The 18,486-nt window shown below is 64.1% G+C and carries 19 protein-coding genes; 6 read left to right on the forward strand and 13 right to left on the reverse strand.

The features are described from left to right. Position 1: 1 nt before the first annotated feature. The 6 genes from ACEVBK_RS05145 to ACEVBK_RS05170 are packed head-to-tail and all read right to left on the reverse strand — an operon-like array spanning position 2 to position 4,338. On the reverse strand, positions 2–769 hold the full coding sequence (locus ACEVBK_RS05145) for a heme ABC transporter ATP-binding protein (RefSeq protein WP_375057521.1): 768 nt from the start codon (positions 767–769) through the stop codon (positions 2–4). Then, complete coding sequence (locus ACEVBK_RS05150; RefSeq protein ID WP_375057522.1) at positions 766–1,782, reverse strand: FecCD family ABC transporter permease; 1,017 nt, start codon at positions 1,780–1,782, stop codon at positions 766–768. The genes ACEVBK_RS05145 and ACEVBK_RS05150 overlap by 4 nt, the downstream gene beginning before the upstream one ends. After that, positions 1,779–2,603 (reverse strand): hemin ABC transporter substrate-binding protein, encoded by an 825-nt coding sequence (locus ACEVBK_RS05155; protein ID WP_375057523.1) that lies wholly within the window; start codon positions 2,601–2,603, stop codon positions 1,779–1,781. Before ACEVBK_RS05155 ends, ACEVBK_RS05150 begins: the two co-directional genes overlap by 4 nt. Further along, on the reverse strand, positions 2,600–3,025 hold the full coding sequence (locus tag ACEVBK_RS05160) for an ExbD/TolR family protein (RefSeq protein WP_375057524.1): 426 nt from the start codon (positions 3,023–3,025) through the stop codon (positions 2,600–2,602). Before ACEVBK_RS05160 ends, ACEVBK_RS05155 begins: the two co-directional genes overlap by 4 nt. Beyond that, positions 3,022–3,642: a MotA/TolQ/ExbB proton channel family protein gene (locus ACEVBK_RS05165; RefSeq protein ID WP_375057525.1), complete on the reverse strand. Its 621-nt coding sequence runs from the start codon at positions 3,640–3,642 to the stop codon at positions 3,022–3,024. Before ACEVBK_RS05165 ends, ACEVBK_RS05160 begins: the two co-directional genes overlap by 4 nt. A 3-nt stretch (positions 3,643–3,645) precedes the next feature. After that, positions 3,646–4,338 (reverse strand): energy transducer TonB, encoded by a 693-nt coding sequence (locus ACEVBK_RS05170; protein ID WP_375057526.1) that lies wholly within the window; start codon positions 4,336–4,338, stop codon positions 3,646–3,648. Positions 4,339–4,497: 159 nt separating this feature from the next. Between ACEVBK_RS05170 and ACEVBK_RS05175 the strand changes: the two genes are divergently transcribed. From ACEVBK_RS05175 to ACEVBK_RS05190, 4 genes are all read left to right on the forward strand, one after another. Next, on the forward strand, positions 4,498–6,516 hold the full coding sequence (locus ACEVBK_RS05175; RefSeq protein WP_375057527.1) for a TonB-dependent hemoglobin/transferrin/lactoferrin family receptor: 2,019 nt from the start codon (positions 4,498–4,500) through the stop codon (positions 6,514–6,516). A 21-nt stretch (positions 6,517–6,537) separates the two neighbouring features. Further along, a complete protein-coding gene (hutX, locus tag ACEVBK_RS05180; RefSeq protein WP_375057528.1) occupies positions 6,538–7,041 on the forward strand; it encodes a heme utilization cystosolic carrier protein HutX in 504 nt (167 codons plus the stop codon). Then, the gene (gene hutZ, locus ACEVBK_RS05185; RefSeq protein WP_375057529.1) at positions 7,034–7,561 is read left to right on the forward strand and encodes a heme utilization protein HutZ; all 528 of its coding nucleotides are present in this window, start codon (positions 7,034–7,036) and stop codon (positions 7,559–7,561) included. The genes hutX and hutZ overlap by 8 nt, the downstream gene beginning before the upstream one ends. 133 nt (positions 7,562–7,694) lie before the next feature. Next, entirely contained in the window at positions 7,695–8,135 is a 441-nt protein-coding gene (locus tag ACEVBK_RS05190) for an HPP family protein (RefSeq protein ID WP_375057530.1), read from the forward strand. Positions 8,136–8,208: 73 nt separating this feature from the next. On the opposite strand, the gene ACEVBK_RS05195 is transcribed toward ACEVBK_RS05190, so the two are convergent. Next, positions 8,209–8,775 (reverse strand): helix-turn-helix domain-containing protein, encoded by a 567-nt coding sequence (locus tag ACEVBK_RS05195; protein ID WP_375057531.1) that lies wholly within the window; start codon positions 8,773–8,775, stop codon positions 8,209–8,211. 94 nt (positions 8,776–8,869) lie between these two features. On the opposite strand from ACEVBK_RS05195, the gene ACEVBK_RS05200 reads away from it, so the two are divergent. Beyond that, entirely contained in the window at positions 8,870–10,018 is a 1,149-nt protein-coding gene (locus tag ACEVBK_RS05200; protein WP_375057532.1) for a benzoate/H(+) symporter BenE family transporter, read from the forward strand. Positions 10,019–10,231: 213 nt separating this feature from the next. Here ACEVBK_RS05200 and ACEVBK_RS05205 read toward each other — a convergent pair whose 3' ends face one another. From ACEVBK_RS05205 to tcuA, 6 genes are all read right to left on the reverse strand, one after another. Further along, entirely contained in the window at positions 10,232–11,530 is a 1,299-nt protein-coding gene (locus tag ACEVBK_RS05205) for a DEAD/DEAH box helicase (RefSeq protein ID WP_375057533.1), read from the reverse strand. Between the two features lie 152 nt (positions 11,531–11,682). Continuing rightward, positions 11,683–13,191, reverse strand: a complete 1,509-nt coding sequence (locus ACEVBK_RS05210) for a tripartite tricarboxylate transporter permease (RefSeq protein ID WP_375057534.1) — start codon at positions 13,189–13,191, stop codon at positions 11,683–11,685. A gap of 21 nt (positions 13,192–13,212) precedes the next feature. Further along, positions 13,213–13,698 carry a tripartite tricarboxylate transporter TctB family protein gene (locus tag ACEVBK_RS05215; RefSeq protein ID WP_375057535.1) on the reverse strand — a complete coding sequence of 162 codons (486 nt, stop codon included), beginning with the start codon at positions 13,696–13,698 and terminating at the stop codon, positions 13,213–13,215. Positions 13,699–13,763: 65 nt separating this feature from the next. Continuing rightward, entirely contained in the window at positions 13,764–14,768 is a 1,005-nt protein-coding gene (locus tag ACEVBK_RS05220) for a tripartite tricarboxylate transporter substrate binding protein (RefSeq protein WP_375057536.1), read from the reverse strand. A 35-nt stretch (positions 14,769–14,803) separates the two neighbouring features. Then, positions 14,804–15,982, reverse strand: a complete 1,179-nt coding sequence (tcuB, locus tag ACEVBK_RS05225; protein WP_375057537.1) for a tricarballylate utilization 4Fe-4S protein TcuB — start codon at positions 15,980–15,982, stop codon at positions 14,804–14,806. After that, complete coding sequence (gene tcuA, locus ACEVBK_RS05230) at positions 15,969–17,393, reverse strand: FAD-dependent tricarballylate dehydrogenase TcuA (protein ID WP_375057538.1); 1,425 nt, start codon at positions 17,391–17,393, stop codon at positions 15,969–15,971. Before tcuA ends, tcuB begins: the two co-directional genes overlap by 14 nt. A 114-nt stretch (positions 17,394–17,507) precedes the next feature. On the opposite strand from tcuA, the gene ACEVBK_RS05235 reads away from it, so the two are divergent. Further along, the gene (locus ACEVBK_RS05235; RefSeq protein ID WP_375057539.1) at positions 17,508–18,197 is read left to right on the forward strand and encodes a GntR family transcriptional regulator; all 690 of its coding nucleotides are present in this window, start codon (positions 17,508–17,510) and stop codon (positions 18,195–18,197) included. Positions 18,198–18,486: the final 289 nt, after the last annotated feature.

Here is an 18,486-nt window from a genome sequence, read left to right on the forward strand (position 1 = left end):
TTCATACCAGCACCCTGTGGCCTTCCGGGCTTTGCAGCAATCGGGCCCGGTAGCCGAAGTGATGCTCCACGTTTTCCGGGGTGAGCACCCGTTCGGCCCCGCCCTCGCAGCTGATGCGGCCCTCTCGCATCAGCACCAGGTGGTCGCCGTAGCGGGCGGCCAGGTTCAGATCATGCACTATCACCAGCACGGCACAGCCTTCGGCGGCCAGGCGGCGGGCCTCCTGTAGCAGCTGGTGCTGCTGGCCCAGATCCAGGGCCGAGGTGGGTTCGTCCAGCAACAGCAGTTTGGGCTGCTTTTCTCCCTGCAGCTGGGCCAGCACCCGGGCGAAGTGCACCCGTTGCCGTTCGCCTCCCGACAGCCGGGGGTAGGGGGCATCCCGCAGGTGCCAGACCTGGGCCCGGACCATGGCCGACTCCACCATGTGGTTGTTCTCCTGCTGCCGGCTGTCGTGGGGGATGCGGCCCATGGCCACCACCTCCCGCGCCAGGAAGGGAAACTGCAGGCCCGACTGCTGGGGCAGCACCGCCAGGCGGCGGGCCAGTTCCTGGCGTGGCCAGAGTGAGCGTGGGCGGCCGAACAGCTCGATCTCGCCTTTTGCCACCAGGTCGCCGGCGATGCACTTGAACAGGGTGCTCTTGCCGGCGCCGTTGGGCCCCAGCAGTACCGTCACCCGGCCCGAATGCAGCCGGAGGTAAATGTCGGCCAGCAGCGGCTTGCCCTGCAGCCGCAGGGAGAGATGGCGGAGTTCGAGTGGGGCAGGGGTCATGCCAGTCCTATGCCCCTTTTCTGCTTGAGCAGCAGCCAGAGAAAGAAGGGCGCGCCCAGCAGGGCGGTGACGATGCCGACCGGCATTTCCGCCGGGGCCGCCAGGGTGCGGGCCAGCATATCGGCCAGCAGCAGCAGCCAGGCACCGGCGAGGGCGGAGAGGGGCAGCAGCCCCCGGTGATCGGGCCCCGTCAGCAGCCGCACCAGGTGGGGTACCACCAGGCCGACGAAGCCGATGATGCCCACCGCCGCCACGCAAACCCCCACCGCCAGGGCCGACAACAGCACCAGCCGGCGCTTGAGTCGCTGCACGTCTATCCCGAGATGACCCGCCTCCGCTTCGCCCAGGGCCAGGGCGTTGAGGGCCGTGGCCTGGCGGCTCAGCAACACCATCAGCCCCAGGGTGGTGAGGCAGACCAGCACCAGTTGCGGCAGGCTGCTCTGGGCCAGGGAGCCCATCTGCCAGAGGGTGAGATCCCGCAGGGTCTGATCGTCGGCCAGGTAGCTGAGCAGGCCGAGCACACCGCCGGCCAGGGCGGCGACGGCCACTCCGGCGAGCAGCAGTACGCTGACCGAGGTGCCTTGGGGCGTGCGGGCCAGGCGGTAGACCGCCAGGGTGGTGATCAGGCCGCCGCCGAAGGCCATCAAGGAGGTGAGTCCGGTGCCCAGCCAGGCCGGCAGCCCGGCGGCGACTGGGGCCAGCAGCATCATGGACAGGGCCGCTCCCAGGGCGGCGCCGCTGGACACGCCAATAATGCCCGGATCGGCCAGGGGATTGCGGAACAGGCCCTGTAGCACGGCGCCGCACAGGGCCAGAATGGCACCCACTGCCAGGCAGAGCAGGGTGCGGGGCAGGCGGATATGCAGCAGTACCAGGCTTTCGGTGGCGTCGAGCCGGGACGGGTTCAGCAACTTGCCCCACTCCAGCGCCATGGGCCCCGTGGCCAATGACAGCAGGCCGGTGGCCAGCAGCAGGGCCAGCAGCAGCGGCAACAGGGTGGGGTGGCGAGTCATGGCTGGCGGAACCAGTCCTTGTGCAGGCGCTCGGCTTCCGCCAGGGTGGACAGCCCCAGGCCACCGATTAGCGCCTTGCCGTTGATCGGCACTATGGCGCCGGCGCCGGCGGCCGGGGTGCGGCGCAGCAGCGGGAACTGGCGCAGCAGCTCGGACGGGTCGCCCTGCTGCTCAAGGTGGCGGCGGCTGACCAGGATGATGTCGGGTGCCATGGCGACCAGGGCTTCCATGGCCACTGGCTTGTAGCCTTCCATCCCGGCGGCGGGATTGTCGCCTCCGGCCAGGTTGATCAGGCTGTCGGCCAGGGTATGGTGGCCGGCCACCTGTACCGAGCGGCCGTCTCCCAGCAGCAGGAACACCACCTTCTTGCCGACGGAACCGGCGGCCAGGGCTTGGGCCTGTTCGCCCACCCTCAACTGCAGGGCATCGGCCTCGGCGGTTTTGTCCAGCAGTTCACCCAGGCGGTCGATGTTCTGCTGTAGCTGTGCGACGGTCAGGGCCTCGGGCAACAGCTCCACCTGCACGCCGGCCCGGCGCACCAGGGCGAGCGTGTGCTCGGGGCCCATCTCCTCGCTGCCGATCACCAGGCTCGGTTGCTGGGCCAGGATGCCCTCGGCACTGAGCTGGCGATGATAACCGAGGCGGGGCAGGGTCAGTTCGGCCGGTAGCTCGCTGGTGCTGTCCACCGCCACCAGGCGGTCGCCCGCGTCCAGGGCCAGTACCAGTTCGGTCAGGCTACTGCCGGCGCTGAGCAAGCGCGAGGCATCGGCCCAGGCCGAGCCGGCGAGCAGCAGCAGAGGCGTGAGCCAGAGGGGTTTCATTGCCCCTCCTCCATCAGGATCTGGGTGGCCTGGATTTCGTGCTCCTGCAGGAAGGCGAGCAGTTTCATCATGCTGTCCACCGTCACCTCCCGATCGGAAGCCAGCACCAGCTCGGCTTCCTTGAGCGCGGGCAGTCGCTCGAGCAGCACCGGCTTGAAACTTTCCCAGTCGGGGTATTTTTCCCCCTGCAGGGCCCAGGCGGGATCCCCGGCCAGCAGGTTGATGGTCATGGCCTTGTTGTCCTGCACACTGCTCAGGGCTTCGCTGTCGGTCTTGGGCAAGTCCACCTCCAGCGACATCAGCGGGATATTGGCGGTGAGCATCAGGAACACCAGCACGATAAAGATGATGTCGAGCAGGGGCGTGATGTCGGGAGTCAGCGCCCGCCAGCCGGACTGGGCGGGCTCGGGGCGACCTATCATGCCTTGCCTCCCAGCTCCACGCCTTCCAGGTAGAGATTGCACTGGTTCAGCTCATGGGTGAGCTTGTCGAGCAGGCGATCGGCCCAGAGCCCGAACAGCTGGGCACCGGCGATGGCCGGCAGGGCGATCAGCAAGCCGGCGGCAGTGGTGCTCATGGCCAGCCCCAGGCCGTCCGCCAGCAGTGATGGCGTCACCGGATCCTGGCTCAGGCTGATGCTTTTGAACATTTCGATAAGTCCCAGCACGGTGCCGAGCAGACCCAGCAGCGGGCTGATGACGCCCACCAGGGTCAGCACCCGCAAACCGGCATGGAGCCGGCGGCGCTGCTGCTGCAGCCAGACCGAGGCCAGATCCTCGCGGGTGGACTTGTCGCACTCCCGGTGGCGAACCAGCAAAGAGCAGCCCTGCAGGATCAGCGACTTGGGTGTTGCCATTTCGGTATCCGGATAGGCACTGCCATGCAGACGCAGGTGTCGTTTCTCCTGCTCGCCGCGCATGCTGGTCCACAGCAAAGACAGGGCTCGCTCCAGCCAGAGCGCCAGGGTGATCACCGAGCAGAGGATCAGGGGCCAGCTCATCAGGCCCAGTTGTTGATGCAGTTGGTTCAGAAACGACATGATTTAATCCAATTTGAAACGAACGGGAATATGTACACGGTGGGCCATGGCACGGCCGTTTTCCACATGAGCGGAGAAACGCCACTTGGCGATGCCCTTCAGTGCCGTTTGATCAAGCACATTGACGCCGGACGACCTGGCCAGCAGGCGTTTGATCTGCTTGCCCTCTTCATCCAGCCAGACTTCCACCACCACGGTGCCTTCCAGCCCCCGGCGGCGGGCCTGGGAAGGGTAGGAAATGGGGGAGGGCCGGGTCTTGAAACTGGGGGTTTCAATCCGTTTGGGAGCACTGTTCTGGGCCACCTGGGGTTGCGGCTTGGGTTCAACCTTGGCCGGCGGCTCGGGTATGGGCGTGGGTGCCGGCTGAGGCTCTGGCCTGGGCACTGGCTTGGGTTCCGGTTTGGGCTCGGGCTTGGGCACCGGTTTGGGCTCGGGCTTGGGCACCGGCTTGGGCACCGGCTTGGGTTCGGGCTTGGGTTCGGGTTTGGGTTCGGGCTTGGGCTCCGGCAGGGGTTCAGGTTGCGGCGGCGTCGGTTCGGGCTGGGCCACGGTGGGCAGCATTTGCACGCTGATCGGGCCCGGGTTGCTGTCGGGTGCCAGGGCGATCTCCAGATCCTGGCGCTCCATGGCCTGAACCAGCAGCCCATGCAGAATAACGGAAGCCAGCGCAAACAGGGCGTAGCGACGAAAACTCAAGGTAAATCCCCGGATCAAGATAGTGGTGACATTCTGGTGCAATAGAATACGCATTTTTAAAGCGATGTCTATTGCTATGATAAATGATAATGAGAAGGAATTGTATTTGATTGGTTATTGAATTAGCCTGCATCCACTGTTTTCAGGGGAGAGGTTAGCGTGCGTAGAACAACAAGCAATGCCCCCATGGGCTCTCTGTCGGCACTGGCACTGGCGATGACTGCCGCCTTGGCGCTGCCGGCCCAGGCCGGTGAGGTACGCCTGGCGGACGAGGTGCTGGTCCAGGCCAGCCGCAACAACAGTACGGTGGCGCAAAGCAAGCGCAGTGTGGCCGTTGTCAGTCGCCAGCAACTGGACGAACGCCAGCCCGACACGGTGGCGGAGGCGCTGAAATATGAGCCCAACATCGAGATTGCGGGCGGGCCTCGGGGCAATATCCAGTCACCGGTGATCCGCGGCCTGTCCGGTAACCGGGTGTTGCAACTGGTGGACGGTGCCCGCCAGAACTTCAATGCGGGTCACAGGGGCAGCTACCAGATGGATCCCGAACTGCTGGAACAGGTCGATGTGATCAAGGGCCCGGCCAGCAGCCTCTGGGGCAGCGGCGCCATCGGTGGCGTAGTGGCCCAGACCAGCCGGGATGGACGGGAGCTGCTCAAGCCTGGCCAGTTGTTCGGCGGCTACGCCAAGCAAAGCCACGGCACCGCTGCCGATAACGACAAGACCAGTGCGGCCCTCTACGGCCTGCTGGGCGAACAGGTGGATGTGCTGGTGAACGGTTACTACCAGGAGAACGACGATATCCGCCTGGGCGATGGCCGGGATCTGGTCGACTCGGCGGAGCGGGGCAAGGGCGGTATGGTGAAGCTGGGCTGGCAGCTGGATGATCACCAGCGGCTGACCCTGTCCCACCGCCGCCACGAGTTGGACGGAGCCGTGCCGAGCAACCCGTCGGCCGAGGCCGGCACCAGCAGCCCCCTTATCGAGCGGTCGCGGCAGGACGACAATACGGTGCTTGGCTATCAGTTCGACCCCGCCTCGCCCCTGGTGGATCTGGATTTCACCCTGTACCGCAACCGCACCCGGGTGGACGAGTGGCGCATTGCCCAGCAGCAGCAGGACGGTACCGACTACCGCACCCATGGCCTGAACCTGGTCAACCGCACCCGGTTGCCCTGGGCCGGGCTGACCTATGGGGTGGACTGGTTCAACGACAAGAGCGAAGGGGTACGCGGCGGCACAGGCAGGCCGGTTCCGGCCGACGGCCGCACCGAGGTGATCGGCGGCTTCGTGCAGGCGGACCTGCCCCTGGCCGAAGGCTGGACCCTGAGTCCGACCCTGCGCTACGACCGCTTCGATACCGAGGCCCGGAATATCGAGGGTTCCAAGCGGGATGAGAGCGAGTGGTCCAGGTCCTTGGCCCTGAGCTGGCAGGCCACCGACTGGCTGGAGCTGGTGGCCCGTTACGATGAGGCCTTCCGGGCGCCGACCAGCGAGGAGCTGTACACCACCGGTACCCACTTCAGCCTGGGGCCCATGGGCAGTAATATGTTTGTGCCCAACCCGGATCTGCGCCCGGAAAAGGCGGCGCAGAAGGAGCTGATCGCCCGGGCCGAATTCGGCGGGGTGCTGGCCGCGAACGACCGGTTGAGGCTCAGCGCCAGCCTGTTCGACAACGATGTCGAGGATTTTATCGAGCAGCAGGTGATCATGGATTTCGCCAACCGGGTGTTCGAGACCCGCTACCAGAACGTGCAGAACGCCGAGCTGAAAGGGGGCGAGTTGGCGCTCAACTACGACTGGCGGGATCTGGATCTGGGCCTTTCCTACGGCCGCACCCGGGGCAAGGACAAGTCCGACGGCGGCGCCCTGGAAGGGATCCCCGCCGACAAGTGGGTGGCCAGCGCCGGTTACTGGCTGCTCGATCGCCAGCTCAGGCTGGGGGCGTGGCTGACCCACGCCAGCAGCCAGTTGCGGGTGCCGGCGGATCACGGCCAGGACTACGACGGCTATACCCTGCTGGATTTGGGCGCCAACTGGTACGGGCGGGGCCGCCTCGACGGGCTGGAGCTCGGGCTGGTGGCGGACAACCTGACCGACAGGTACTATCGCCGGGCCTTCGAGCAGCTCTATGAGCCCGGGCGCAATATCAAGCTCAGCGCCCTCTATCGGTTTTAATCTGTCTAACAGGGTATGACAATGTCGGAATTAACCCAGAAGATCACCCGGCTGCTGGCCGAGCAGCCGGGACTCAGGACGGTGGAAATGGCAGCCCTGCTCGAGATCAGCGAGTGGCAGCTGGTCAGCCGGCTGTCGGCCGGTTTGTGCCGCCCGGTGGCGGGTAAACATGCCCGCACCATACTGGAACGGGTGGCTGAATGGGGGCCGGTGACCACCATAGTGGAGGTGGCCGGCTCGGTGTTCGAGGTCAAGGCCGCCCTGCCCAAGGGACGCTTGGGCCACGGCTATTTCAACCTGTTCGGCCAGCCGGGCCAACTGCACGGCCACCTCAAGCTGGAGGCCATCGCCCATGTCGCCCTGCTGAGCAGGCCCCACAGGGGCAAGGAGGCCCATGCCATCGTGTTCTACGATGCCGAGGAGCACTGTATTTTCAAAATTTACCTGGGCCGTGATGAACGGGGTGAACTGTTCCCCGACCAGGTACAGGCATTCAACGCACTGAAGGAGTTGGCCCATGACTGAGAAACAAGCCCGGCTGCAGGGCCGGCTGGAACCCGAAATCCGTGAATTCCGTGACCGGGCCCAAACCCTGGTGCTGGCCACGGTGGACGGGGAGGGCAATCCCAATGTCAGCTATGCCCCCTTCGCCCTGCGGGAAGACGGTTATTATATCCTGATCAGCGAAATTGCCCGCCATGCCCGCAACCTGCTGGCCAATCCCAAGGTCTCCTTGATGATGATCGAGGACGAGCAGGACAGCCGCCAGCTGTTTGCCCGCAAGCGGCTGACCTTCGACGCCCGCCCCGAGCGGGTGGCGCGGGATACGTCCGAATGGCAGGCCGGCATCCGGGCCCTCGAGGCGCGTTTCGGCGAGACCGTTACCGGCCTGAGCGGACTGGGGGATTTCCACCTGTTCCGGCTGGTGCCGCTGAAAGGACTCTTCGTCAAAGGGTTCGGCCAGGCCTTCGCGGTGAGCGGTGACGACCTGGTGGACCTGCTGCACCTGAGCGAGGGGCACAAGCCGTTGGCGGAAAACGCCTGAACGCTAGAAAGCCCGGGAAGTGACTGAATCTACCGGGCTTTTTTGCCATTTTTGTTTGCACCGGCCCGGTCTCTGTGTCACAACATGGTGCATACTATGATGAGGTTCCGGCCCCAGACAAAAAGGACAGACCATGGCTATAGAATCTGTTGGCGATATCATGGCCCGCCAGTTGCTGACCCTGGCCCAGGACGCCAGCCTGAAGGATGCCCACGATCTGATGCGGGAGAAGAGCATTCGCCATATCCCGGTGGTGGATAAGGACAGCGGCAAGCTGCTGGGGGTGCTCACCCAGAAGCGGATGATCGCCACCGTGATGGGCCTGTTGGCGGATTACGGTGTCAGTGCCCTGGAGCGGCGCGAGCGTCAGGTCAGGGTGATGGACATCATCGATGCGGACTTCGAGAGTGTGGATGCCAGGGCGCCGCTGACCGAGGTGGTGCCCTTTTTCCTCAGCAACAAGCACGGCTGCCTGACGGTAGTGGACGAAGAAGGCCGGCTGCAGGGCATGGTGACCTCCTCCGACTTCGTTCGCCTGTGCGCCGAACTGCTGAAGGAAAGGCCTAAAGCCTGAAGCTGGAGGCCGTAGGGGCCACCTCTGTGGACCGCCCGACCACGGCGCCGTGCCTGGTCGAATAAATTCGACCCTAGATTCCCGCCGGATAATGGATCAGGTTGTAGAACACGGCCGGCTCGGTGCCCGGGTTGCGATAGCCGTGGGGCCGGTCGGCGTGGAAGCGCACCGCCGCGCCTGGCCCCAGCCGCTGCCATTCCCCGTCCAGCAGCAGCTCCATCTCCCCGCTCTGCACGATGACATGCTCGATCACCCCGCTGTCGTGCGGATCCGACCGCCGCTCGTAGCCCGGTAGCAGGGTCAGCTCGAACATCTCGAAGCCGAAGCGGGCCTCGAAGGGAAACAGCGGGGCCACCAGCATGCCGTCGCTGGCCGGTTGCCGGCGCAGCGCGTCCGCCTGCCGGTAGAGGGGGCCGGGGTGCGGCTCGGGCACCGGCTCCAGGAAGGTGGACAGGGAAGTATGAAAGCCACCGGCGATTTTCCACAGGGTGGCGACGGTGGGGCTGGACTCGCCCCGCTCTATCTGGCCCAGCATCGCCTTGCTGACCCCGGTTTCCCGGGCGCAGGCGTCCAGGCTCCAGCCCCGCTCCAGGCGCAGTGCCCTGAGGGTCTGTGCCAGATATTGATTCAGCTCTTTCATCGACTATTCCCGCTGGTTTCGCTGTTGTGCGTTATAGCATACATTTGCTAGCATGATCCCATCATGCGTTATAACGCACAGCCAGGAGCCCACCATGTTCAGCCTGTCCCATCTTTCCGCCGGCTTTATCGCCGTGCTGGTCGGTTACACCAGTTCGGCGGCCATCATCTTCCAGGCGGCCGCCGCCGCCGGGGCCAGCCAGGCCGAGATCGGCTCCTGGATGTGGGCGCTGGGGCTGGGCATGGGGCTGACCTGCATCGGTTTTTCCCTGCGCTACCGGGAGCCGGTGCTCACCGCCTGGTCGACCCCGGGGGCGGCGCTGCTGGTGACGGCACTCTCCGGGGTGCCCATGAGCGAGGCCATCGGCGTCTTCCTGTTCAGCTCGGCGCTGATCCTGCTGTGCGGCCTGACCGGCTGGTTCGACAGGATCATGCGGCTGGTGCCGGCGGGGCTGGCGGCGGCCATGCTGGGCGGGGTGCTGCTGAGGTTCGGCCTGGACTTGTTTGCCTCGGCCCAGACTCAGCCGCTGTTGGTGGCGGTGATGCTGACCACCTACCTGGCCCTGCGCCGGCGGTTGCCGCGCTACGTGATCCCGCTCAGCCTGGTGGCCGGGCTGCTGGTGGCCGGTGTCTCCGGCCTGCTGCGCTTCGACGGTTTCGAGTGGCAACTGGCCCGACCGGTGCTGATGACGCCGAGCTTTTCCCTCACCAGCCTGCTGGGTGTGGGCATCCCTCTGTTCATGGTGACCATGGCTTCCCAGAACGTGCCCGGCATCGCCGTGCTGCGGGCCCACGGCTACCACACCCCGGCCTCGCCGCTGGTAGGCTGGACCGGCCTCACCGGCCTGTTGCTGGCACCTTTCGGCGGCTTCGCCTTCAACCTGGCCGCGATCAGCGCGGCGGTGTGCATGGGCAAGGAGGTGGACCCGGATCCCGGGCAACGCTACAAGGCGGCGGTATGGGCCGGAGTGTTCTACCTGCTGATGGGGCTGTTCGGCGCCACCGTGGTGGGATTGTTCGCTGCCCTGCCGGTGGAGCTGGTGATGGCCATCGCCGGCCTGGCGCTGCTCGGTACCATCGGCAACAGCCTGACGGTGGCGCTGGCCAACGAGCAGGAGCGGGACGCGGCCCTGCTCACCTTTATGATCACCGCCTCGGGCCTGGCTTTGTTCGGCATCGGCAGCGCTTTCTGGGGCCTGGTGATCGGCGGCGGGGTGCACTGGCTCAACCGCCGACGGCAATAAGCAACAGCCCCGGCGGGTGCCGGAGCTACAGATTGCCGACAAACCTTCGTATTACTCTGTAGTCGCTCCCGCGAAGGCGGGAGTCCAGTGCAATATGTCATGGACCTCCGCCTTCGCGGAGGTGACCACTATTAAAGACAGTGCTGGGGGAATACCGGGCAACGGGCTTGGTCATCAAACAAACAGCCCCGGCGGGTGCCGGGGCTGTGGGGGTTAGCCGTCGTGGCGGCCGTGGCGCTGGGGCCGGTTGGGTTTGTTGCTGCGCGGTGCCTTGTTGTTGGCTGCGGTGGGGGCTCGACCGCGGCCACCGCCATTGCCCCGGCCGCGGTTGTTGGCCGGCGGTTTGGTGGCGGGTTGGACTTCTTCCGGACCGGGCTCGAAGCCGGACAGAATTTCCAGTTCGGCGCTTTGCTTGATCAGCTTTTCGATGGCCTTGAGCAGCGGTTTTTCTTCGTGGCAGATCAGTGACAGGGCTTCACCTGTGCTTCCGGCCCGGCCGGTGCGGCCGATGCGGTGCACATAGTCTTCCGCCACATGGGGCAGCTCGTAGTTGACCACGTGGGGCAACTCGCTGATGTCGATGCCGCGGGCGGCGATATCGGTGGCTACCAGCACCCGCAGCTGGCCGTCCTTGAACTGGCTCAGGGCCCGGGTGCGGGCACCCTGGCTCTTGTCGCCGTGGATGGCCATGGCCGGCAGGCCGTCCTTGTCGAGCTGCATCGCCAACCGGTTGGCGCCGTGCTTGGTGCGGGTAAATACCAGCACCTGGCGCCAGTTGTGGTGGCCGATCAGGTAGCTGAGCAGGGCGCGCTTGCGGTTCTTGTCCACCCCGTAAAAACGCTGGGAGATGGTCTCGGCGGTGGCGTTGCGTACCGCCACTTCGATGTGCTCGGGCTGGTGCAGCAGGTCTTCGGCCAGCGCCTTGATTTCATTGGAGAAGGTGGCGGAAAACAACAGGTTTTGCCGTTTTTTCGGCAACAGTGCCAGAATGCGGCGGATATCGCGGATAAAGCCCATGTCCAGCATGCGGTCGGCTTCATCCAGCACCAGCATTTCGACCCGGGAAAGATCGATGGAGCGCTGGGACACATGATCCAGCAGCCGGCCCGGGGTGGCCACTACCACGTCCACCTTGCGGCCGAGGGCCTTCATCTGCGGGTTGATGCTGACGCCGCCGAACATGGCCAGGGTGCGCAGATCGGTATGCTTGGCATAGGCGCGCAGGTTTTCCTCCACCTGGGCGGCCAGCTCGCGGGTGGGGGTGAGCACCAGGGCACGAACCGGCGCCCGGCCGTTGGCCAGGGCGCTGGCCTTGGTTTCACTCAACCGCTGCAGCATGGGCAGGCCGAAGCCGGCGGTCTTGCCGGTACCGGTCTGAGCACCGGCGAGCAGGTCGCCGCCTTTCAGCACCAGCGGAATGGCCTGACGCTGGATAGGGGTGGGCTCTGTGTAACCACATTCATTGATGGCTTGAACGAGCTGTGCGTTCAGGCCGAGGGAAGCAAAAGACATGAGACTCCGAACAAATAAGGTCCTGGCGGACGATTGAGAGGCATTGCCGATGGGCAAACTGCCACCATGATAACAGAAAAGCGGGGCGGGCCATAAACAAAGCAAAATCGGGCGCCGTTACCGACGGTGCCCGTTGTGAGAAAGATGGTCTGTCAGGCCGATGCGGCCTTTTGCCCGAAGAGAGTGAACCCGAGCTTCAATAACGGAAAAAGCAGTGATACCGCAGTGAGCACCAGCAGCCAGAGGGCGATCGGCTTGTCGATGAAAGTGTGCCAGCTGCCATCGGAAATTTGCAGCGCCCGGCGCAGGGATTCCTCCATCATGTCACCGAGAATCAAGGCCAGGATGAGCGGGGCCGTCGGAAATCCAAAGCGTTTCATGCCGAGCCCCAGCAGGCCGAATCCCAGCAACAACAGCAGATCGGCTATGGCAAAGGTGGTGCCGTAGATGCCGACCATGCAGAAGATCAGGATGAGCGACAGCAACAGTGGCCGGGGCAGGTCGAGCAGCCTGGCGATATAGGGAATAAGCGGCAGGTTCAGTACCAGCAGGAAGATATTGCCCACATACATGCTGGCGATAACGCCCCAGAACACATCCGGTCTTTGTTCCATCATGGTGGGGCCCGGCGTGATGCCCATGATCAGCAGGGCACCGAGCAGCACGGCCGTGGTGCCGGAGCCGGGAACCCCCAGGGTCAGCAGCGGCACAAAGGAGCCGGTGCAGGCGGCATTGTTGGCGGCCTCGGGCGCGGCAACGCCCTTGAGGTTGCCCTGGCCGAAGCTGTGGCCGTCCTTGGCCAGGCGTTTTTCCATGATGTAGCCGAGGAAGGAAGCCACGGTGGCACCGGCGCCCGGCAGGATGCCGACAAAGAACCCCAGCAGGGAGCTGCGTCCGGTGGGGGCGGCAATTTCTTTCACTTCGCGGCGCGACAGCCGGAGCGAGCCGATATGGGCGCTGTTGCCCGATGCCTGATTTTCCTTGTGCTGCAGCACCATGTTGAACACCTCCGCCAGGGCGAAGATGCCGAGTGCGACCACCAGGAATTCGACCCCGTTGAGCAGGTGCAGGTTGCCGAAGGTGTAGCGCTCGGTGCCGGTCTGCAGATCGATACCGACAATCGAGATCATCATGCCGATCACCGCCGCCATCAAGCCCTTGACCAGGGACTTGCCGGACAGGCTGACCACGGCGGTCAGGCCGAGCAGCATCAAGGCGAAATATTCGGCCGGGCCGAAACTGACCGCCACTGTCGCCAGCAGGGGCGCCACCAGCATCAGGGCCACGGCCGAGAGGGTGCCGCCGACGAAGGAGGAGTAGGCGGCGATGGCCATGGCCTTGCCGGCCATGCCCTGGCGGGCCAGGGGATACCCGTCGAAGGAGGTGGCGACGGTGCTGGCAACGCCGGGGGCGTTGAGCAGGATGGAAGAGGTGGAGCCGCCGAAGATGGCGCCGTAATAGACCCCGGCCATCAGGATCAGGGCCGAGGAGGGATCCATGCCGAAGGTCATGGGGATCATCAGGGCCAGGGCGCTGATGGGCCCCAGGCCCGGCAGCATACCGATAATGGTGCCGGCGAAGACCCCGATAAAGACATAGAGCAGGTTCATTGGCTCAAAGGCGACACTAAAGCCGGTGAGCACACCATTGAGTGCGTCCATTGCGAAGTTCTCGTTGTGTGGTTAAAGCGGTAACAGGCCCCGAGGCAAATGCACCTCGAGCAGCCGGGTCATGATCAGGTACAGGGACAGCACCACCGCCAGCGTTGCCACGGCACTGATGAGGTGGCGCCGATAGCCGTAGCAGTAGCTCAGGCCGATGCCGAACAGGCAGGAAGCAAGGACAAAACCCAGCCATTCAAGGCCGAAGGCGTAGCCGGCGATGGCAAGCAGGGTGATCAGGAACTGGGTAGTTGGTGGAGGAGTTTGCCCCCTAACCTTGCTGGCCTTCTGCGCAGCCTTTTCTTTCTTTGTCGGGGTGTCCTGTTTTTCCAGGCACAACAGTATGGACAGCAGCAGCAGGGCGATGCCCAGCAGTTTGGGGAACCAGTCCGAATCGATGGGTCTCGGCATCGGGAAAGTGGGGATCCGGAAGGCCATCCACAGGTAACCCAGTGACACCAGTCCCATGAGTAGACCTATGATTCTATTACTATTGATGTGTTTCATTGCCTCATTCCGCCATGTTTGGGGATGGCGGGGCTCCCGCCGGAGCACCGCCGATATTCATCCGTTTATTGCTTGAGGAGGCCCAGCTCTGCCAGTACCCGGCCGAACTGTTTCTTCTGCTGATCCAGGAAGATGCCGAATTGCTGACTGTCCAGGTAGGCGTCGGTCCAGGACAATTGATCCCGGGCCTGCTGCCAGCCTTCACTGTTCATCATGCGTACGTAGAGGTCTTGGTAGTAAGCCACGGCATCGGCCGGCATTTCCTTGGGACCCATGACGCCGCGCCAGATATCGAAGGTGTAATCCACCCCTCGCTCCTTGTAGGTGGGGATATCCGCCAGGGCACCCGGCAGCCGCTCCTCGGCGGCAATACCCAGGGCGCGCAGTTGGCCCGACTCGGCAATCTGCCCCGATGACTCGCCGATACCGGCGCTGACCGCCTCTATGTGCCCGCCCAGCAGGCTGATGATGGCCTCACCGCCACCGGAATAGGAAACGTAGTTCACCTCCCGGGCGTTCAGCCCGGCGGCCATGACCAGGCCGGCGAAGGAAACATGGTGCAATGAGCCGGGGGCGCTGCCGCCGCCGATGCTGAGCCGCGGGTTTTCACGCATCGCATCCAGCAGGTCATTCAGGGTCTGGTAGGGTGAGTCCTTGCGCACCAGCACGGTCGCCGAGTCGGTGATCAACCGGGCGATGGGGGTAAAATCTTCATGGCCGTAGCGGGACATCCCCGCCAGCGGCACCAGGATCAGGGGCGGGCTGGTGACGAACAGCTTGTGGGGATTCTGGCGATCCCGGGCTATCTGGGCCCAGGCTACGGCACCGCCACCCCCGGGTACGTTGATGGTGGCGAAGCTCTGCGGGCTGAGCTGTTCCTGCATGATCACCCGGGCCGTGGTTCTGGCCAGGGTGTCCCAGCCGCCGCCGGGGTTGGCCGGTGCGATATATTCGATGGCCCGGCTCGGTTGCCAGCCGGGCTCGGCGGTCAGGGTGGCGCCGGGCAGCAGCAGGGCCGCCAGCAGGCTGGCAGAAGTCCGATTTTTCAGTATTCCGGAAAAAATATTCATGTTATTGCCTCCATGGTTGCTTTGGTAACTTCCTGTTATTTATTGTTTTTTATGGATTGGTAAAACTTGACGCCGCTCTCGCGGGGCTTGCTGACCAGGGCTACCCCCTGTTCTTCCCGGCGTTGTTCCAGGGCATTTTTCAGCAGGGCGCCGAGGCGGTATAGGCCGTGCACGAACTTGCCGTAGGGCAGGGTGAGAAACAGCGACATCACGAAACCGAGGTGGATCACCAGCATCAGGCCGAGCAGGCCGGTTTCCCGCAGCACCATCAGCAGCAGTCCGGTGAAGGCGGTGAGCCAGAGCAGGGCGATAAAGGCGATATCCATACCGGTCTGCTCCACGTCGGCGGTATTGGGATCCCGCTTGCGCTTCAGATACAGCAGGCCGGCGGGGCCGATCAGCAGGCCGAGTCCGCCCAGGGTGCCGAGCAGCTTGGGCAGGCTGAAGAAGCCGTAGGGGGCGCTCCAGCCGAGGACATAGTGAAACAGGGTGGCGGTGGCGGTGGCGGCGAAGCACAGCATGAAGCCATAGGCGGTGAAGTGGTGGAAATACCGGCGCCAGTGGGAATGGTTGTCGTCCGGATAGGTGCAACCCCGGTCTTCCTGGCCATGCAGATGGCGCAGGCTGAGGGCGTCGGACCAGGCCTGCCGCCAGGCGGAAAGGTGACCCAGATCCCTTATCTTTTCCCCGCTGTCGCGCCAGAAGTTGAGGAAGCCCATCAACAGGGCCAGCATGGCGAACAGGAACACGCTGCCGAAGGCCAGCACCAGGGTGTTGTGGGGGAAGAAGGCGTAAAAATCCCCGCCATGGTGGCTGGAGAACAGCTGCCCCAGACCGCCGTTCAGGGCGATGAACAACAGCAGTATGATGCTGGCGCCCAGCCCCAGGGCGAGGGAGGCGACCAGGCCGTTTTTGTTGAACAGGCGGGCGAAGGGGCCGGGCCAGGCATAGTGCTGGTACGAGGCTTTCCTGATCTTGGCCAGCGACTGGGGAATATTGACCCCGAACTCGTGGGGCGGTGCGTACTGGCAGGCGTAGTAGCACTCGCTGCAGTTGTGGCAGAGGTTGGCCAGGTAGTTGATATCGGCGGCCCCGAAGCTTTGCCGCCGCTCCATGGCCGGGAACACCGGGCAAAAGCCTTCGCAGTAACGACAGGCGTTGCAGATGGTCAGGTTCTTGTCCGCTTCCTGGATCAGTACATCAATTTTTTGCATTTCGAGCGGCCTCCGCGCCGGCTATACGTCCAAATACAGTGCCTATGGTCATGCCGAAACCGGCGACATAACCCTTGCCGAGAATGTTGCCCGCCATCACCTCGCCGGCGGCGAACACGTTGTCCGCCATGTCGCCGCTGTTCATTTTCATCCTCGCGGTCTCGTCCACCTGCACCCCCAGATAGGTGAAGGTGATGCCGGTGCGCAGCGGGTAGCCGAAGAAGGGCGGGCTGTCGATGGTTTGCGCCCAGTGGGTTTTCTCGGGGGTGGCTCCCTGGGTGCGGCAGTTGTCGAGCACGCTGTGATCGAAGTCGCCGGGCTGCACCGCCGCGTTGTATTCCTTCACGGTATTGAGCAGGGGATGCACCGGAATATTCAGCTTTCTCGCCAGCTCCTCGAGGGTATTGGCCTGCTCCGGGGGAAAGACCGAGGGCATAAAGCGGCCTACCGCCTTGGCGTCGGTGATGGAGAAGGCGATCTGGTCGGGCTGGCCGGCGACCAGCCGCCCCCAGATGGCATAGCGTTTGGGCCAGAAATCCTCGCCCTCGTCGTAGAAGCGCTTGCCCTGGTTGTTGACCACTATGCCTAAGGAAACGCAGTCGACCCGGGTCACGATACCGCCGTCGTATTCGGGAGAGCGGGCGTCGATTGCGACCGCGTGGCCCTGGGTGGGATCGCCGATGGCGAGCGCGTCGTTGTCGAGCAGGGAGCGCAGCATCTTGCCCTGGTTGAAGCGGGTGCCGCGAATGCGGAAATTCCTGGCCACCGGGCCCCAGGCCTCTTCCAGCCACTCCCGGTTGGATTCGAAGCCGCCGGAAGCCACCACCAGGGAACGGGCGCTCACTTTGTGGTTGTTGCCCTGCCAGTGGACGACCGCATGCTCGAAACGGTTGCCCCGGAACGCCAGCTCCAGCGCCTCGGCTTCATAGACGATGGTCACCCCCATCCGCTCCGCCGCCTTGTAGTAGGTATTGACCAGGGCCTTGCCGCCGCCGAGGAAGAAGGCGTTGGTGCGGCCGAGATGCAGGGTGCCGCCCAGGGACGGCTGGAAGCGGACCCCGTAGCCGGTCATCCAGTCGGTGCAGGTTTCCGAAGCCCGGATCACGTGGCGGGCCAGCGCTTCATCGGTCTGTCCGCCGGTCACGCGCCAGACGTCCTCGAAAAACTCCTCTTCCAGATAGGCGTCGTTCAACACCGCGGTCGGGGCCTTGTGCATGCAGCGCAGGTTGCGGGTATGGCTACTGTTGCCGCCGCGCCAGACTTTGGGCGCGCTTTCCAGCAGCAGCACGCGGGCCCCCTGCTCACGGGCCGACAGGGCGGCGCACAGGGCGGCATTGCCGCCGCCTATGACCAGCACGTCGTAGCTGGCCTTTAGCCAGTCCGTCGTTGCCTGATGGGTCTCTTGCATCATCTTGAATCCCTTTCTGAATACTAGTGAATGCAAATGTATACATTGGTACACAAAATGACAACAGCGGTATCACTTGGTATTATCCCGACATGTTCAATTTGTGATCCGACGCTTATGTCTACAGCCAAAAAAACACCCAAACCCCTGGATGACGCCACCAGCGAGCGTGGCGAATCGCGCAGCGAACTCGCCTATCGTTTTATTCTCGATGCCATCAAGGAAGGCACCCTGGTGCCCGGAACCCGGGTGAGGGAGGCGGATCTGGCCACCCGTACCGGCTTGAGCCGGACGCCGGTACGAGAGGCGCTGAACCGGTTGTTGATGGAGGGCCTGGTGGCCAATGACCCCAGCCGGGGCATGATAGTGACCGAGCTGGACCACGCCATGATCAACGAGCTGTATGCGATGCGGGAGGTGCTGGAAGGCACCGCCGCCTTCCTGGCCGCCCGCCATGCTTCCGAAGTGGAGATCACTTTCCTGCGGGAGATCAGCGAACGGGACGCCCAGTTCAGCGAGCCGGCGGATCTGGTCAAGAACAACCGGCTGTTTCACGGCACCCTCTATCGCTGTGCCCACAATCGCTATCTGCTGAAGATGCTCAACTCCCTGCAGGAGTCGATGATGCTGCTCGGGCCTACCACCCTGGCCAAGGCCGGCCGGCCCGAGGCGGCCCGCCGGGAGCACGGCCTTATCGTGGATGCCATCGAGCAGCGTGATGCGGCGGCCGCAGAACAGGCCGCCCGCAACCATATCCGGGAAGCCTACAAGGTACGGCTTGGGGAGTTGTTCGAGCGGGAGGTGTAAGGTGATTACCGGGACGTCATGTTGCGGCGGGTGAGGCCGGCACCGGCTTAATCACCCTTGCCAAAAAGCCAGCTTCGGGCTGGCTTTCAGCGTGATGACAACGTCCATTACCTGCTTTTTTTGTCAGATATTTCCCTTTGTCGTCGCTGTTTAACCCTGGTCATCTCCGCGAAGGCGGAGATCCATGACATATCGCACTGGACTCCCGCCTTCGCGGGAGTGACCACGGAGTAAGACGAAGGTGTGTCAGCAGTCTGCAAAAGCCAGCCCGGAGGCTGGCTTTGGTTAG

This window comes from Zobellella sp. DQSA1 (assembly GCF_041950555.1).
Lineage (GTDB): Bacteria > Pseudomonadota > Gammaproteobacteria > Enterobacterales > Aeromonadaceae > Oceanimonas.

Excerpts from the sequence above, each read along its gene's own strand:
- ACEVBK_RS05220 (WP_375057536.1), bottom strand. The coding sequence starts at position 14,768 with ATGAATATTTTTTCCGGAATACTGAAAAATCGGACTTCTGCCAGCCTG.
- ACEVBK_RS05155 (WP_375057523.1), bottom strand. The coding sequence starts at position 2,603 with ATGAAACCCCTCTGGCTCACGCCTCTGCTGCTGCTCGCCGGCTCGGCC.
- ACEVBK_RS05165 (WP_375057525.1), bottom strand. The coding sequence starts at position 3,642 with ATGTCGTTTCTGAACCAACTGCATCAACAACTGGGCCTGATGAGCTGG.
- tcuB (WP_375057537.1), bottom strand. The coding sequence starts at position 15,982 with ATGCAAAAAATTGATGTACTGATCCAGGAAGCGGACAAGAACCTGACC.
- ACEVBK_RS05150 (WP_375057522.1), bottom strand. The coding sequence starts at position 1,782 with ATGACTCGCCACCCCACCCTGTTGCCGCTGCTGCTGGCCCTGCTGCTG.
- ACEVBK_RS05210 (WP_375057534.1), bottom strand. The coding sequence starts at position 13,191 with ATGGACGCACTCAATGGTGTGCTCACCGGCTTTAGTGTCGCCTTTGAG.
- tcuA (WP_375057538.1), bottom strand. The coding sequence starts at position 17,393 with ATGATGCAAGAGACCCATCAGGCAACGACGGACTGGCTAAAGGCCAGC.
- ACEVBK_RS05235 (WP_375057539.1), top strand. The coding sequence starts at position 17,508 with ATGTCTACAGCCAAAAAAACACCCAAACCCCTGGATGACGCCACCAGC.
- ACEVBK_RS05215 (WP_375057535.1), bottom strand. The coding sequence starts at position 13,698 with ATGAAACACATCAATAGTAATAGAATCATAGGTCTACTCATGGGACTG.
- hutZ (WP_375057529.1), top strand. The coding sequence starts at position 7,034 with ATGACTGAGAAACAAGCCCGGCTGCAGGGCCGGCTGGAACCCGAAATC.
- ACEVBK_RS05195 (WP_375057531.1), bottom strand. The coding sequence starts at position 8,775 with ATGAAAGAGCTGAATCAATATCTGGCACAGACCCTCAGGGCACTGCGC.
- hutX (WP_375057528.1), top strand. The coding sequence starts at position 6,538 with ATGTCGGAATTAACCCAGAAGATCACCCGGCTGCTGGCCGAGCAGCCG.
- ACEVBK_RS05145 (WP_375057521.1), bottom strand. The coding sequence starts at position 769 with ATGACCCCTGCCCCACTCGAACTCCGCCATCTCTCCCTGCGGCTGCAG.
- ACEVBK_RS05200 (WP_375057532.1), top strand. The coding sequence starts at position 8,870 with ATGTTCAGCCTGTCCCATCTTTCCGCCGGCTTTATCGCCGTGCTGGTC.
- ACEVBK_RS05205 (WP_375057533.1), bottom strand. The coding sequence starts at position 11,530 with ATGTCTTTTGCTTCCCTCGGCCTGAACGCACAGCTCGTTCAAGCCATC.
- ACEVBK_RS05160 (WP_375057524.1), bottom strand. The coding sequence starts at position 3,025 with ATGATAGGTCGCCCCGAGCCCGCCCAGTCCGGCTGGCGGGCGCTGACT.
- ACEVBK_RS05190 (WP_375057530.1), top strand. The coding sequence starts at position 7,695 with ATGGCTATAGAATCTGTTGGCGATATCATGGCCCGCCAGTTGCTGACC.